We start from the raw sequence: 12,812 nt of genomic DNA, 5'->3' as shown, positions 1-12,812 counted from the left end.
GGTTGGAACGGCCAGGAACTCATCTGCCAGAATGCGGACGCGCTCCCCCAGAATCTGTGACGTAGACACTCCCAGATTTTCTCGGCTGGGAGCGCTTCCCCGTCGTTATGCAGGTGCAACTCCTGAGCTCAAGCTTGTGCGTTCGCCAAACCACTTCTTTTGCACCTGCCTTGTGAACCTCAAATCCAGCGACACCGCTGTCCAATCCGTTGAGCAGCGCCGACCTTCCAAACCAGGCCAAGACATGTATTCTCTTAGTTAGGATCAGCATAGAATCCGGACGGAGCCACCGCGTCAGGTTTACCAGCCCACGGCAGGGTTGAGACCTGGATCTCACAACCCATAACACCCGAGAGGCTCCGACTCCACAAAGCCGCGAGAGCAACTCCACGAGTCCGCGATAGGCGGGGACCACACGGCACACATCCGCCATCCTTAAACCGTACAAGTACTGGTGCTTCTCACCATCCAGACCTCTAATCCTCTTGCAGCGCGACCCGTAGCACGGCAGGCATTCGGGACATCCATTTTTCAATGGCCTTTTGCTCTTCTGGCTGCAGGCTATTCAGCCAGCGTCGGCTGCTGAGGCGCTGGCCGAGGCGCTCCACCGCTGTTTGCTCTCCCCTGCCCGACTGTGCCTGCAGCCGGACGATCTCGGCACGCAGCTCCGCCCGTGACGCCCCGTCGCGGGCCCGCTGGATCAGGTAGGCCTGCGACGACTCCGGCGCCCCAGCAATCACGGCTCCCAGGGTAAACGGCAGTCCACCTCGCAGGGCGTCAAGCAGCGGGGCAGGCCAGTTCAGCACCCGCAACTTGTTTTTAGCGAAGGTTCGCCAGGATTCGCCCAGCGGTCTGAACAGGGCGTCGAGGTGTTCTGTCTCCGGCCCCGGGGCCACTTTGGTCAGGCGCAACAGCCGGGCTCGGGCTTCGTCCCGCGGCACCGCGAGGATCATCGCCACCAGCTCCAGCTTCGCGTCCACCTCATCCAAGAGATTGAGATCCTCGCGCTGGAGATTTTCCACCAGGGCTGCGACGCGGGCTTCCTGATCAGTCATGTCCCGGATGGCCACCGGCACTTCGGTCAGACCCGCGAGTTGAGCTGCTCGCCAGCGACGTTCACCCGCCACGATCTCGTAGCCACCGTCAATGGGTCGCACCAGCAGCGGCTGCAGCACACCCCGCTCCTGCACACTCGCCGCCAGGGCCTGCAAGCTCGCCTCGTCAAAATTGCGCCTAGGCTGGGCCGCGCCCGGCCGCAGTTGGGTAAGGGGCAGCGTGCCTGAAGGCTGGACGGCTTTCCCGGCCTGGGCCGTGCTGGTCAGCAAGGCACTCAGATCCGCACGCATGGGTGGCCGCTTTCCCTTCCCAGTCACGACCGGACCTCGAAGGGGAGATCAAGGATGCGCGCGACGTCGGCGGTCAGCCGCAGGACATCCTGCCCGACTGGGCTGTTGGGAGCGAAGAGGCCCACCGGCTGTCCAGCCAGACTGCTGTCCATCCAGACCGCTTCACGCTGCGGAACCGGTTCAGCCAGCGGCGACAAGTACTGTTTCAACTGCTGCAAGACCTCGCGGTCGTGTGACCGCCGCGCATCGTACATGGTGGGGACGTACAGGCCGACCGTAAGCTCCGGGCGCAGATTGTGGTACATGTTCATCACCGCTTGCAAGCCCGGCAGAGCGTCCAGCCCTTTGTGACGGGTGGGCACCGGCACGATCAGGTGATCCGCAGCGAGCGCACCCATCGCCGCCAGCTTGCCGACACTGGGTGGACTGTCAATGATCACGAGGTCGTAGTTCGGCCGCACGGCACCCAGCGCCTTACGAAGCGACATCTCCGCTCCGATCACGCCCGGCATCATTGCCTCGGCCAAAGCCAGGTCGACCCGGGAAGGTATCAACTGCAGACCATGCACCTCCCGCGGTAGGGGGAGCGGCCTACCAGCAGTGGCTACCACATGGGCCGTGTCTTCGAGATCCACGTCCCCCAGGCCCAGCCAAGTGGTGAGGTTCGCCTGAGGATCGAGATCGATCAGCAACACGCGCTGTCCGGCCTGGGCCAGGGTATAACCCACATCGCGCGTGATGGACGTCTTTCCCGCTCCGCCAGCGTGGTTGAACACCGTCACGATCTTCATGGATTGACCATACTGTTTTTCCGGCTTTATGTGGCTGGACAGGACGGGTCATACCGGTATGACCTAAGGCTCAGCGGTTTCTGGATGGGCAGACTGCATGACGCTGTACCCGACCGTTGGAAGTTGGCTCACACACCTGGAAGCTGTGAGAATCCCCTGGCCCGGGGAACTGCTCTGGGAGAGCGACAGCTCGAGTTAGAAGCAGTCACCGTTCAGACTCAGGCCTGGCTTCCCAAGCTGCTCACGCCTGGCTTCTTAGAAGTTCCTGGTCGAGCTGGACAACGTCAAAATGAAAACCACCAACCTGCCCAGCCCCGAGATGGATCTGGCCAAAACATCAGGGGACCCCTTCATTTGTGGGTGGCGATCATCCATTTACCTAGTGGGGGAGACGTTGTCTTTTCTTTTTTCCTCCCCGCGCTTCGGCACTCACCGGGCCCTGCCCGTGCTTTACACCTCCGACGACACACCTGAGCGATTTGTACCCTTCTCCGACGACACACCTGAGCGATTGGTCCAGACTGCCGACGACACACTTGAGCGATTCGACTGCCCTCCCAGACGACACACTTGAGCGATTCGGGTACCCGACAACGACACACTTGAGCGATTGCCGACGACACACTTGAGCGATTGCCGACGACACACTTGAGCGATTCGGGTACCCGACAACGACACACTTGAGCGATTGCCGACGACACACTTGAGCGATTGCCGACGACACACTTGAGCGATTCGGGCAAAATTTATCGGCTGAGACGATAAATCTTCTAGGAGTGTTGATGATGATCATCATATCTTTTAATCAATATTCTTTTTCAAAGAAGGTAGAATTCATCAATCAAGGAGGCCCGTGTCGAAACCCAGTCGCTTCGACGAGCTGAATCTTTCCCGGCTCAACCTGATCTCGGCGGTGGACCAGGCCGAGGTTACGGAGTGGGACGTGACGTTCGAGAACCAGGGCCGGGTCGTCCGGGTCCGCTGTGAGGCGCTCCCGAAATATGCGGTGCCCCATGGCTTGGACAGCGACGTCACCGCCGCCCTGCTGAACCTCTACATTGAGCAGGGAGAGCCGGAGGACGGGCGATTTGCGGTGAGCGCCACCGCACTGCTCAAGCTATGTGGCTGGCACAACACGGGTAAATACCACGCGACCCTGCGCCACTGCCTCGAGCGCCTGCACACGTCCTCCTACAGCGTGAGTGGAGGGTGGCGGGACCATCCCAAGGGGCGATGGACCCATGCCAAATTCCACTTCATCGAATCCCTGGACTTCTCGAGCGCTGACCAGTACGGGACCTTCGACGAGCGCACCGTCATCTCGGGTCGCCTCGCGGACGCGATTGTGGCCAGCATTCGGGGCGGGTACCTCAAACCCTTGGACACCGAGTTCATGCTGTCGCTGTCCAGGCCCCGCACGCGGGCCCTCTACCGGATCCTAGATGGAGCGCGCTTCGATCCTGAGCATCCGGATCAGCCGCTTGATCAGTTGGAGGTCAACCTGATCGCCTGGGCGGAACAGTGCAAGCTGCCTAGTACGGTGCCAGGCAACATCCGCCGTGCCCTGGCGTCGCCGCACGAGGAACTAGTCAAACGCGGTTACCTACGCTCGGTCAGCATCACCGGGAGGGGCAAGGCGCAGGTGATCCGCTATGAGTTCGTGCGCGAGTTCACGCCCATGGACTCGGTCCTAGCCCGCCGCTTCCGGACCTACGGTGTGGCCGACGGAGTCGCGCGCAAGCTCCTTCGCGAACATGGCCGCGCCTTCCTCATCGAATGCATGGACCGCTTCGACACGCTGGTGCAGCGGGGCGTCCTGGTGGTGCGCAAATCCAAGGCCGCCGCCCTGATGCACCTGATTGGGCATCCGGACGAATACCCTTACCCCGTCGCTGGGGTCCCGCTGCCAGGGTCCACCGTCAGCAGCGAGGGATCCCCCAGACCCGTGGCGAAAGCCTCGCGAATGGAGCCGCTGCTGGATGTCCCCACCATCGCCGACGAGTTCGTCGCTCTCCCGCTCACGCAACAGGCGGAGAAGCTCGTGGCCCGCCTGGGATTCCTGTACCGCAAGCGACTGAGCGCCACCGACTTGGACCATGTCAGGCAGGCGGTCCTGGAGGGCCGGGTGGCCGCACCGTTGGTGCTGGAGGAGGCGGTAGCGGCTCTGGCCCGCAACGAGCAGGACACTTTCGTTCAGGGCCTCAAAGCCCAATTGAAGACGGCGTGAGGGCCGGAGAAGGCCAGCCTTGCCCCGCCGCTGGGTCGTGGAGCGCACCTTCGCATGGCTCAGAGAATGCCGTCGCCTGTCGAAAGACTACGAAGCGCTTCCAGAAACCACCGAGATGTTGGTGCATCTGGCCATGATTCGCCTCATGCTGCGCCGTCTGGCTCGGGACTCCCCTGGAGGTGAGCTAGCGGTCAACCCAACGAGTGTCCGCCGCTGAGGATCATTGACTCAAGCGCTCTGATCTGACGGAACACCTCTGGATCTGCTGCACCTGGATCATCGTAGAAGTGCTCTTCGTCCACTTCTGGCGGGAAGGCGGTCAGACTGACGGTCACGGACAGGCTCTGATACGAGTAGGAGACCTGGAGGTCTCCAGCCATGTGGCCGGTGACTTTGAACCATTGGGCGTCCCAATGCACCGGGTAGGGGTAGGGATCCTCCTGGTGGTAGTCGTCAATGATGTACAGCTCAAGTCTGCTCGGAAAATGAACCAGGCCGAAAACGGCATAGCGCTTCCCCACAGTCAAGCCTTCGGTTTTCCGGATACACGTAGCGATCATCTGCACACTTCAATCTCTCAACGACGTTAACAAACGCATTTTAGAAGCCCATGCCCAGCTCGGGCAGGGCGCGCGGCCCACCGTGAACGACCTGCTCCTGCTTCTTGCTGGGCGCGATGAGGAACTGTTTGTCCGGCGGGCACTCGACTTCCGGGTGCCTGAAGCGTTGCGGGAACGGCTGGACGAGGCCATGGATCGCCTGTCTCAGCAGAACTGCCGTCGCCTCTGGGTGTATCGAAAACGGCTGGAGGTTCTCACGTCTGGGGAAGAAGCCCTGACCGTTGCACCCGCCTCTATTCCCTTAACTCAAACGGCCAGCACCGTCACACCCCAGGTGCCTCATCAGCCGCCTCCATCAGCCCCACCGCTGCCGAGTCTCGCCTCACTGAAACGGCAACTTCAGCCCAGGGCGCAGCCACTCCCGAGAAAGGTCAGAAAGATGATCCTGCGCTACCAAGCCCAAGTGCTGGAACAGATTTCGGCTCCACTTCGACCCCTTGTAGAAGCAGGGCTACAGCTCAACCTGTTTCATGAACGGACGGCGGCGGCTGTACGTACCGCATTCCGAAGAGTCACTGGTCGCTTCCCAGAGGACACGGTGTAGCCCCAGTGAGGAGGCGGAGATCCAAGCCACCATAGGAAGAACGAGCTGTCGGCTGAGGAATACGGCCGATGGTGGCAGTGGACATGAGGGTTGCTGCTGCGGAACGGTGGGGATGGGCAGGGGAGGACGGGACAGGCCATCAGGCAAAGCCAGATGTGGTGAGTCCCCTTTAAGTTAGCGGTCGACAAGGTGTGGGCCAACGGATAGCCGCAACGTGAAGGACCCATGGTAAGAGCAAGCGGCGTGAGTGCTCCCGCCTCCGCTGGAGCCTGCCGCTGCTCCGCGTGGGGGCTCGTGGTGGGGGCGGCGGTCAGGCTGGTCGAGAGTTACGGCGGGCCACAGATGAACCTAATAAGGTTCGCCGTACACCATCCCGGATTCCATGGGAAGCATGCCACAGCGCCTGCCCAGCCCCCTGTCGGGGCGAGGAGTCATGCCCGTCAGACAAGGCGCAAGGTCAGGAACGCCAGGCGGTAATGCTGCGTGTCCAGCGTGAAGAAGGCAGCCCCCAGGTGCAGGGTGTACGCCCCAATCACGAAGTCCAGCAGGGGCCGCCGGGGCAGGCCGCCACCACTGGCCAGCCGCCGCAGGCTGTACCCCCGCAAAGTCTGCACTTGCCTGTTCCCACACCGCTAGCGGCGGCTCCGGGTCCACCTGCACGCCCGTCTCCTGTATGAATGCCGCCAGGTGCTCCCGTGTCATGTCCGGCGCGGCCAGGAGTTCCGCGAACACGCCCACGTGAATCACCAGGGGACCTCGAGGGCGAGCCGCGTTCAACTGCACCGCGATCAAGGAAGCGCCCTGCTCCGCAACGAGCAGGGCACTCAGGACATTTGTATCCAGGCAGGTGGTCATTCCTCATGCCCCCGCTCCTGTCGGTAATACGCCACGCTGTCCACGTCCAACGGGGGGAGCGTCCCGATGAAGCGGGTGAAGGGATTCTCCTCCAATGGCAGGTCAATGACGAGCTGCTGCCCGGCCTGGAGTAGCTGCGCGATCTCCTCGGGCAGCGTCAAGCGGCCTTGCTCGTCCACGGTCGCGGTCACTCTCGTCATCGGTCCCTCCTTCATCAGGCATGGTACGTCCCGGCCGGGGGGCGGCCATGTGCCCCACCCCCCGCTTCAACCCCCCGGCAGCAGCCGCTGCACTGTTCCGATGCAGGACCCGCCCTACGGCCGGGCGTCCAGCGCGTTTTGCCACGCCACCTCCCGCCCGATGAGCGCCTCCAGCGGATCGTGCTGATACCTCAGGAAGGTGGGAACGATCGTCGTGAGGAAGTCGTCAGCGTCCCCCGCGGTCATCAGGGAGAACGTAGAGACCCGTCCTCAGTGTGCAACTTCAGCAGCACGGGGGGCGGCAGCAGATTGTCCAGCGAGAGGTTCTGCTCGAACGCCCACAGGGGACCCTTCCGCGCCCCGGACTGCACGAGGTACTCGTACGCTTCGTGCCACGTTAGGCCCGACTCGTAGGTGTCCGGCAGGATGCTTTCCTCGCCCCGGCTGGTCCGGGTCTCGTACGCCGCGTCCCCCCGCCCACGGTCGTCATGCACGACGAGGGTGGTGAACTCGTCCGGCAGGCGCATGGGGTTCGGCTGAGTCAGCATGAAGCTGGGCGTGAGCAGGCTGTGCAGGAGGTGGACCAGGTTCCTGGGCGTGAGAGTGCTCCGTCTGTCAGGGCGAGGGTCTATTCGGGGGCCGTCTCTTCGAGCGTAAGGGCAGGCCGGGTTGGTCTGAGGCATGACGAAAGGGGGAGAGGCCAGGTCGCGGCCCCTCCCCCGGGAAGGTAAATCAGAACGGCAGGTCCTGCTCGTCCGCCGGGAAGTCATCCACCCCCTAGTCGATGTCGAGCCCCCCGGTCCGTCCAGCAGGCGCGGCAGCTATGGCGGCGCGTTCCCGGCGCGGCTGGGCACGGGCGGGCGTGCAGGTGGAGTTCCCCTCGCCGCTGGTCGTGTTGCGGGCGAGCGCCACCACCAGGCTGGCCTCTCCCTTCTTTTGGCGGCGCTTGTTCCCGCTGTCGTCAGTCCAAGACTTGTCGATGAGCGCTCCCTGCGCGAAGACCGCGTCGCCCTTCTTCAGGTTCTCCACCGCCTCGACCTGCTCGCGCCACACTGTCACGGTCACCCAGTGGGTTTTCTCCTGCTGCTGGTTCTGGCGTTGCGGTAACGCTCGTTCACCGCCATGCGCAGGTCGGCCACCGCGTCCCCGGCGGGCGTGTACCGCACCTCCACGTCCGCGCTGAGGTTCTCGTTGAGTTCAACCTGGTTCATGCCGCCCGCGAGCCGCACGTTCCTGCCGCTGTCCGTGATGAGGCTCGGTTCGCCCCGATCAGTTGGCTGACCTGGGGATCGCGGACGACGGGCGCAACGTCCTGAAGAACGCCGAGGGCCAGCTCCATAGCCTAGGTGGGCATGAGGTTTCCGCAGGAGAGCAGGAGGTCAATGGCGAGCTGGCGTTTGAGGTTGGGGGCGTGGAGGTCCAGCAGTTCCACGAGGGTGTGGGTGAGGAGGGGTTGTAGCGAACGGTGAGGGACCTCGCCCTGACGCGGGCGGGATGGTGATGCCGCCCCTGGCGTGCGGCCGGACGCGGAGGCGAACGCCGAGCGGCCAGCGGTCACTGGCCGCATGAAAAAAGACCCACCCGGGAGGGCAGGCCGAAGAGAAGAGAGGGGGATATTGACCTTAAAGGTTGGGCAGAGGACGCGATGTCAATAGGGGCGCGCGGGGTTATTGAAGTGCAACTCGTGGAATTCCGGCAGGCCGTTCGCGGGGCTCGGGCTGATCATGAGGACCTCGCGGAGGAGTTGGAACGGCGCGGTGTCGGCAGGCGAGGTGCGGGTGGAGGGTGAGAGTCCCCGTGTGGAGGCTGCCCTTCCCGATCCAGTCCATCTGGCGCAGCAGGGCGTAGGTCGCGTGGTTGAAGGTGAGGTGGCCTTCGAGGAGCCACCAGGCGGGGCATCCTTCTTGCAAGGCCCAGGCTTGCAGGGCAGCATTGAGGGTGGGGTGGTGCCCGGTGCGCAGGGCGTGTTCGGCGCGGGTGCGGAGCATGCTGCGGCAGGCCAGGGGGTCGCCGGGGAGCTGGCGCAGGAGGGTGCGGACGCGGCGGAGGTCGGCGATGGCGCGGTTCTCTTGGGCGAGGAAGAGGGGCGTGCCGTCCGGGTGCTTCAGAGTGCGCAGCAGCTGACGAAGGGTGTGGTGTTCGTGGTGCAGGTCGGCGGTGTGGGGGGCCATCGTGGTCTCTCCTTCGGGGGCCTGGCGGGGGGCCGGGTGGGGGGTGGGGCGGCGGAGCGTGAGGCGCGGACTGACCCTTCTTCAGGGGCCTCGTTCACTCCGCCGCGGCGCGGCCTTCCTACCAGTGGCGTGGGGGGACGTTAGAAGAGGGGGCCAATCAGGAAGGCCCACAGCGCGAGGGTGGAGGCGACCAGAAAGGGGGAGAGGTGGAGGCGAAGTTTGGGGTCGAGGCGGGGGGCGAAGCGGTGAAGCGCGAGGGTGAGCGCGGTCGCCAGGGCTACGTGGAGGAGGGCGAGCAGCAGGCTGACGAGGTGGAGGAGAACGCGGGCGCCGGTCGGGAGGGGGCGGTAGGAGGGTTGGGGTGGGGGGATCATGCGGGGCTTCTTACTAGTTCCGGATGGCGTTGCCGACGTTCTTGCGGGCGTCTTCTTCGAGGGCCGTCAGGAAGCCGTCGGGGGGCGTGATGCCGTGCTCGGTGAGTTTGGCGGCGAGTTCTTCCACGGTGAGTCCGGCCATCAGGCGGCCACGTTCGGGGTTGTAGAGGGCTCGGTCAGTGAGGCTGGAGTAGAGGAGGGCGTCTTCTTCGGAGGCGTCTTCGCGTTCGATGTTGAGGTAGTGGTGCCCGAGGGGGCGGTCCCATCCGGCGTCGACGAGAGGCTTCTGACCGTCGATCTCGGTGCGGAAGAAGTGCTTGCTCATGCGGGGCGGGCTGCCGCTTGCGGCCAGGGGCATTCCGGGTTGGGTGGATGAGAGCAGATGAGTGCATCTGGTTTATCTTTTGAAGCGGTTTGGATTCCAGAACTGAATTTGGGGGCGATGTAAGGGGTTGGCGGGCGCTGGGCGGGGGTGGAGGGGACGTTGGGGGGCGGGTTACATGACGTAGAACGTTTTGTTTATGTAATTCCATGTAACGCCCTTTTTGAGGGTCGAGCCGCCCGACCTCCCGGCACATGAGAAGCTGAGTGAAACAGTAGTGAGGGGAACGCAGTCAGATGAGAAGCGTGGGGCAAGATCGAATAACTGACGAAGTAAGCTTTAGACATGACGAAGTAAGATCGTAACAAGATCACTCAATGCCTGCGAACGGACGAAGGTACGCAGTATGCTGAAGGTCGTCAATCTCTCTTCAGGGTAGAAACTGCAACTCCCCCGCATCTGAACGTCGCCACATCTGCCCACTCACGCCACCACCGAATCCCACCACTCAACGTCACCTTCCTGCTCAATTCGTCCGTCCAAGGAGCCCGACCATGACCCAGGATTTACCGCCACTGACCCTCGACGTATTAATGGAAGTGACGGGCAAGAGCCGCCGCAACATGCAGGAAATCGTGCGGCAGTACCTCCTCATCACGGGCGACCAGGCGCAGTACTACAAGCGCCGTAACTTCCTGGAGATGCGTCTCACGGAGCAGCAGCGCGACCTGATTCTCCAGGGCATGCAACTCGCCGACGAACGTCGGATCAGTTACGCGGATGCCTTTCGTCAACTCGCAAGCGACCAGGAAAGCCCTTCTGGTTGGTCGATCACGCGAGCAGATTGGATGGCGATGACTGAGCAACTGACCGATCTGCGGACGTATGTGGGCACCCTGGAATCGCAGTTGGAGGAGCTGACGAAGCGGGCGGAAGCGCAAGAGACCTCCAACCTTGAGGTGCAGTCCAAGCTGGATCGGTTGCAGGAAACGCTGGACAAAGCCCTCAGTCCACTGGAGTAAGTGGGGGCACGGGTGCGGGTGTTCCGGGTGATGCCGGGCACCCGCACTCGCGTGTATTGCACTTGGGTTCAGAGGCTTGACGTGACCTCGGGAGAGTCCAGACAGGGGGTACGGTCGAGACGTCTGCGCCACTACTGAAGGCGTGATTGGTCGCCGTTTTCCCCGCGTGGTGATGCCTGGTCGAGCGGCACGAGGACTGTCCATGAACTCGCTCGGTCCTGCGCACCGCAGCAGGCTGGAGCATCCCTGAACGGGCCAACGGCGCCTGAACTTCGGGGACATGATGGCTTCGGGCGAGGTCCTTTCCAGGGACGCCAAGGCATCTCGCAGGACCGTCATGGGTGGCTGCCGTGTGTGCGGTGAGAGTTGCCGAGTCGCTGTGCCGTGCTGGGTTCTCCTTGCGGGGGACCCCGAAAAAGCCAGTCCTTCCCGGCTCCTCTTTGGCGTTCCGTGTCTGGGGGATGCGTGGATGAAACACCCCAGAAGCAGGTGCTTTCGTGCTGGGTGGTAGGGCAGGTTCAGGCAGGCCACCCAAGCGTCGGCACACCACCGGAAGGGGGGAAGACCGCCTTACCAAGCGGCCTTCCGCGTGGGGTTCGCGGACCTGGGCTGCGTGAACGGTGCGGCGAAGAGGCGATCAAAAAGGGTCTGAAGGGGGGAGCGTGTAGCCCTGCTGGAGCAGGAGGCGTCCCAGGTGTTCGAGGTCTATGACATGCACCCAGGCGTCCGGTGAGGAGCGGTCCGGCAGGGCGTGCCACGCAGGGCCGCGAGGTTCGTGGCGATCGGTTGCGGGCTGATTGTCGGTGGTGTGTCTGCCCCCTGATGTACCACAGCCTGAAGTTGTGTCCAATCCAGACCCGTGATCTGCGTCAGCAGACCGTGGTCGGGAGGAGAGGGCACCTCGTCCTCCGCATCCCAGTTCCGGCCGAGGTCACCACCGGGAGCTTCGGGAGGCACGTCTGCTGGCAGTTCGTTCAAGGTGCGTTCAGTCAATGTCTGAGGCCAGACCACGAGGGCTCCATCAACGAGGTGGACGGTGACAGTGGAGCCGTCCTGGAATCCAAGAGCCTCGCGCATATCGGCAGGCAGGTGGAGGGTCAGTCGGTTGCCGGAGATCTGGCAGGTCATATCCATGGTGTGGACTCAAATGCCTGCGGCGTTGAGAATGGCTCCCAGGACGACCCGTGCTTTACCAGCCTCGACCGCTTCGGCCACGGTCCTGTCCCCGAAAACGGCGTGACGATGGGTCATGAAGTAGTGGACGCCTGCCTCGGTGCCGTTGACGGCCCAGGCTGCCCTGCGGATGTCCTCGATGGTGATGATCTCCTGGTTGCTAATGGCAATGGGGTCGATGCCATGATCCGGAATCACATGAATGCCCACACCTTTCATAGCAGCCTCCTTCTTCCAGGGTAGAGCTCAAGAGGGAAAGGGAGTTCCATCATGGCGTCAGCCTCCTCACTGGATTCCCTGACGCTCCAGCAGGACGCGCAAGTTGGCCGCGGCGATCACCGCATCGACGTCCTGCTCGTGCCGCCACCGTCTGACCAGCTGCGCGGCCGCATATGCGAGCGCTCCCCGCTGTCGCTCCGTGGGCTGGGGCACACGACACATCGCCTCGACCACCGTCATGAGTTGCTCCCGTTCCCTCTGCGACGTCGGCCGCCTCATCCATGGGTTGGAACTTCCAAGTTGTAGGCCTGGTGCCCCCCCATGCCCTTCGGCGAGTTCCTCCAGGTGGTACGGCAAGTCCACGTCCGCATGCGCCGCCGCCACGACCTCCCGGTACGACGATTGCTGCTCCGAACGGGCGACCAGGGCCACCCGGTAAGCCCGGTAGACCAACTGCTGGGCGACCGAGAGGGGACGAACACGGCTCAGGTCCGCCTTGAGCTCCATGGGCTCACTGGTCAGGGTCGACAGCAGGTACGTCAGGGTGTGGAGCTGGATCAGCGCCTGGGACGGCGCTGAGGTGGCGGTCGCGATCAGGTCTCCCAGCTCCGCTCGGAGCCGGTCAGGGGTGACCAGGTAGGGCTGGAGTCCAGTGACACGGACCACGTGTGTGGCGGCGATCTGGCGGGCCTCTTTGTTCGTCAGGCCTGTTCCCTGGCCACCTGGCTGGCCTGCGGCCAGCTGCTCCCCATACCCCCGCAAGGCCCGCAGGACTTCTTCCAGATGGGGTGGGGGGGACGGGTCCTCCCGGAAGCCACGGTGGTGGTCGAGGTCGTGGATGATGCCGAGCAATTGCAGGGTGATCCAGGGGAGAGGGCCTTCAATGGGTGGGGTGCCGGGGAACTCGGGGGAGGCCATACCCACAACCTACTCAAAATAATACTCATC

17 protein-coding genes and 2 pseudogenes are annotated in these 12,812 nt (G+C 63.4%); 5 read left to right on the top strand and 14 right to left on the bottom strand.

What is annotated here, in order from left to right; translation table 11 throughout:
- Window positions 1–476 precede the first annotated feature (476 nt).
- On the bottom strand, window positions 477–1,346 hold the full coding sequence (locus F8S09_RS18215; protein WP_152872300.1) for a ParB/RepB/Spo0J family partition protein: 870 nt from the start codon (window positions 1,344–1,346) through the stop codon (window positions 477–479).
- 23 nt (window positions 1,347–1,369) lie between these two features.
- Window positions 1,370–2,137 carry a ParA family protein gene (locus tag F8S09_RS15125; RefSeq protein WP_152872299.1) on the bottom strand — a complete coding sequence of 256 codons (768 nt, stop codon included), beginning with the start codon at window positions 2,135–2,137 and terminating at the stop codon, window positions 1,370–1,372.
- Between the two features lie 853 nt (window positions 2,138–2,990).
- Here F8S09_RS15125 and F8S09_RS15120 point away from each other — a divergent pair.
- Entirely contained in the window at window positions 2,991–4,364 is a 1,374-nt protein-coding gene (locus F8S09_RS15120) for a replication initiator protein A (RefSeq protein ID WP_322618864.1), read from the top strand.
- Between the two features lie 19 nt (window positions 4,365–4,383).
- Window positions 4,384–4,581 (top strand): annotated as a pseudogene (locus F8S09_RS15115) (transposase); the annotation flags it as partial.
- Here the strand turns inward: F8S09_RS15115 and F8S09_RS15110 are convergent.
- On the bottom strand, window positions 4,556–4,930 hold the full coding sequence (locus F8S09_RS15110) for a hypothetical protein (protein ID WP_152872298.1): 375 nt from the start codon (window positions 4,928–4,930) through the stop codon (window positions 4,556–4,558). The pseudogene F8S09_RS15115 and the gene F8S09_RS15110 overlap by 26 nt on opposite strands.
- 76 nt (window positions 4,931–5,006) lie before the next feature.
- Between F8S09_RS15110 and F8S09_RS15105 the strand changes: the two genes are divergently transcribed.
- Window positions 5,007–5,528 (top strand): hypothetical protein, encoded by a 522-nt coding sequence (locus tag F8S09_RS15105; protein WP_152872297.1) that lies wholly within the window; start codon window positions 5,007–5,009, stop codon window positions 5,526–5,528.
- Between the two features lie 440 nt (window positions 5,529–5,968).
- On the opposite strand, the gene F8S09_RS17750 is transcribed toward F8S09_RS15105, so the two are convergent.
- The 5 genes and pseudogenes from F8S09_RS17750 to F8S09_RS15085 form a co-directional block, all read right to left on the bottom strand.
- Window positions 5,969–6,142, bottom strand: coding sequence for a hypothetical protein (locus F8S09_RS17750; RefSeq protein ID WP_194165377.1), 174 nt, complete (start codon window positions 6,140–6,142; stop codon window positions 5,969–5,971).
- A 237-nt stretch (window positions 6,143–6,379) separates the two neighbouring features.
- Complete coding sequence (locus F8S09_RS15095) at window positions 6,380–6,583, bottom strand: hypothetical protein (protein WP_152872296.1); 204 nt, start codon at window positions 6,581–6,583, stop codon at window positions 6,380–6,382.
- A gap of 114 nt (window positions 6,584–6,697) precedes the next feature.
- Window positions 6,698–6,829: a hypothetical protein gene (locus F8S09_RS18210; RefSeq protein ID WP_265469100.1), complete on the bottom strand. Its 132-nt coding sequence runs from the start codon at window positions 6,827–6,829 to the stop codon at window positions 6,698–6,700.
- Window positions 6,829–7,131 carry a hypothetical protein gene (locus F8S09_RS15090; protein ID WP_152872295.1) on the bottom strand — a complete coding sequence of 101 codons (303 nt, stop codon included), beginning with the start codon at window positions 7,129–7,131 and terminating at the stop codon, window positions 6,829–6,831. Before F8S09_RS15090 ends, F8S09_RS18210 begins: the two co-directional genes overlap by 1 nt.
- Before the next feature lie 229 nt (window positions 7,132–7,360).
- A pseudogene (locus F8S09_RS15085) lies at window positions 7,361–7,794 on the bottom strand (single-stranded DNA-binding protein).
- A 62-nt stretch (window positions 7,795–7,856) separates the two neighbouring features.
- Here F8S09_RS15085 and F8S09_RS15075 point away from each other — a divergent pair.
- A complete protein-coding gene (locus F8S09_RS15075) occupies window positions 7,857–8,042 on the top strand; it encodes a hypothetical protein (RefSeq protein WP_152872292.1) in 186 nt (61 codons plus the stop codon).
- A gap of 208 nt (window positions 8,043–8,250) precedes the next feature.
- Here the strand turns inward: F8S09_RS15075 and F8S09_RS15070 are convergent, their stop codons facing one another.
- The 3 genes from F8S09_RS15070 to F8S09_RS15060 form a co-directional block, all read right to left on the bottom strand.
- Window positions 8,251–8,754, bottom strand: coding sequence for a hypothetical protein (locus F8S09_RS15070; RefSeq protein WP_152872291.1), 504 nt, complete (start codon window positions 8,752–8,754; stop codon window positions 8,251–8,253).
- Window positions 8,755–8,894: 140 nt separating this feature from the next.
- Window positions 8,895–9,128 (bottom strand): hypothetical protein, encoded by a 234-nt coding sequence (locus F8S09_RS15065; protein WP_152872290.1) that lies wholly within the window; start codon window positions 9,126–9,128, stop codon window positions 8,895–8,897.
- A 13-nt stretch (window positions 9,129–9,141) separates the two neighbouring features.
- The gene (locus tag F8S09_RS15060; RefSeq protein ID WP_152872289.1) at window positions 9,142–9,486 is read right to left on the bottom strand and encodes a hypothetical protein; all 345 of its coding nucleotides are present in this window, start codon (window positions 9,484–9,486) and stop codon (window positions 9,142–9,144) included.
- 518 nt (window positions 9,487–10,004) lie between these two features.
- Here F8S09_RS15060 and F8S09_RS15055 point away from each other — a divergent pair.
- Window positions 10,005–10,472 (top strand): hypothetical protein, encoded by a 468-nt coding sequence (locus tag F8S09_RS15055; protein WP_152872288.1) that lies wholly within the window; start codon window positions 10,005–10,007, stop codon window positions 10,470–10,472.
- A 705-nt stretch (window positions 10,473–11,177) separates the two neighbouring features.
- Here F8S09_RS15055 and F8S09_RS15050 read toward each other — a convergent pair.
- The 3 genes from F8S09_RS15050 to F8S09_RS15040 form a co-directional block, all read right to left on the bottom strand.
- Window positions 11,178–11,606, bottom strand: coding sequence for an AbrB/MazE/SpoVT family DNA-binding domain-containing protein (locus F8S09_RS15050; protein ID WP_152872287.1), 429 nt, complete (start codon window positions 11,604–11,606; stop codon window positions 11,178–11,180).
- Window positions 11,607–11,615: 9 nt separating this feature from the next.
- Entirely contained in the window at window positions 11,616–11,864 is a 249-nt protein-coding gene (locus tag F8S09_RS15045; RefSeq protein WP_152872286.1) for a hypothetical protein, read from the bottom strand.
- A gap of 66 nt (window positions 11,865–11,930) precedes the next feature.
- The gene (locus F8S09_RS15040; RefSeq protein ID WP_152872285.1) at window positions 11,931–12,782 is read right to left on the bottom strand and encodes a hypothetical protein; all 852 of its coding nucleotides are present in this window, start codon (window positions 12,780–12,782) and stop codon (window positions 11,931–11,933) included.
- Window positions 12,783–12,812 lie beyond the last annotated feature (30 nt).

This window comes from Deinococcus terrestris (assembly GCF_009377345.1).
Taxonomy (GTDB): domain Bacteria; phylum Deinococcota; class Deinococci; order Deinococcales; family Deinococcaceae; genus Deinococcus; species Deinococcus terrestris.
Note: the sequence above shows the minus strand (reverse complement) of the source record. Positions and strands in the feature narration are given on the sequence as shown.

Coding starts and splice junctions, on each gene's coding strand:
- F8S09_RS15065 (WP_152872290.1), bottom strand. CDS start 9,128: ATGATCCCCCCACCCCAACCCTCCTACCGCCCCCTCCCGACCGGCGCC.
- F8S09_RS15060 (WP_152872289.1), bottom strand. CDS start 9,486: ATGCCCCTGGCCGCAAGCGGCAGCCCGCCCCGCATGAGCAAGCACTTC.
- F8S09_RS18215 (WP_152872300.1), bottom strand. CDS start 1,346: ATGCGTGCGGATCTGAGTGCCTTGCTGACCAGCACGGCCCAGGCCGGG.
- F8S09_RS15050 (WP_152872287.1), bottom strand. CDS start 11,606: ATGGATATGACCTGCCAGATCTCCGGCAACCGACTGACCCTCCACCTG.
- F8S09_RS15090 (WP_152872295.1), bottom strand. CDS start 7,131: ATGCTGACTCAGCCGAACCCCATGCGCCTGCCGGACGAGTTCACCACC.
- F8S09_RS15040 (WP_152872285.1), bottom strand. CDS start 12,782: ATGGCCTCCCCCGAGTTCCCCGGCACCCCACCCATTGAAGGCCCTCTC.
- F8S09_RS15125 (WP_152872299.1), bottom strand. CDS start 2,137: ATGAAGATCGTGACGGTGTTCAACCACGCTGGCGGAGCGGGAAAGACG.
- F8S09_RS18210 (WP_265469100.1), bottom strand. CDS start 6,829: ATGACCGCGGGGGACGCTGACGACTTCCTCACGACGATCGTTCCCACC.
- F8S09_RS15045 (WP_152872286.1), bottom strand. CDS start 11,864: ATGAAAGGTGTGGGCATTCATGTGATTCCGGATCATGGCATCGACCCC.
- F8S09_RS15070 (WP_152872291.1), bottom strand. CDS start 8,754: ATGGCCCCCCACACCGCCGACCTGCACCACGAACACCACACCCTTCGT.
- F8S09_RS15055 (WP_152872288.1), top strand. CDS start 10,005: ATGACCCAGGATTTACCGCCACTGACCCTCGACGTATTAATGGAAGTG.
- F8S09_RS15095 (WP_152872296.1), bottom strand. CDS start 6,583: ATGACGAGAGTGACCGCGACCGTGGACGAGCAAGGCCGCTTGACGCTG.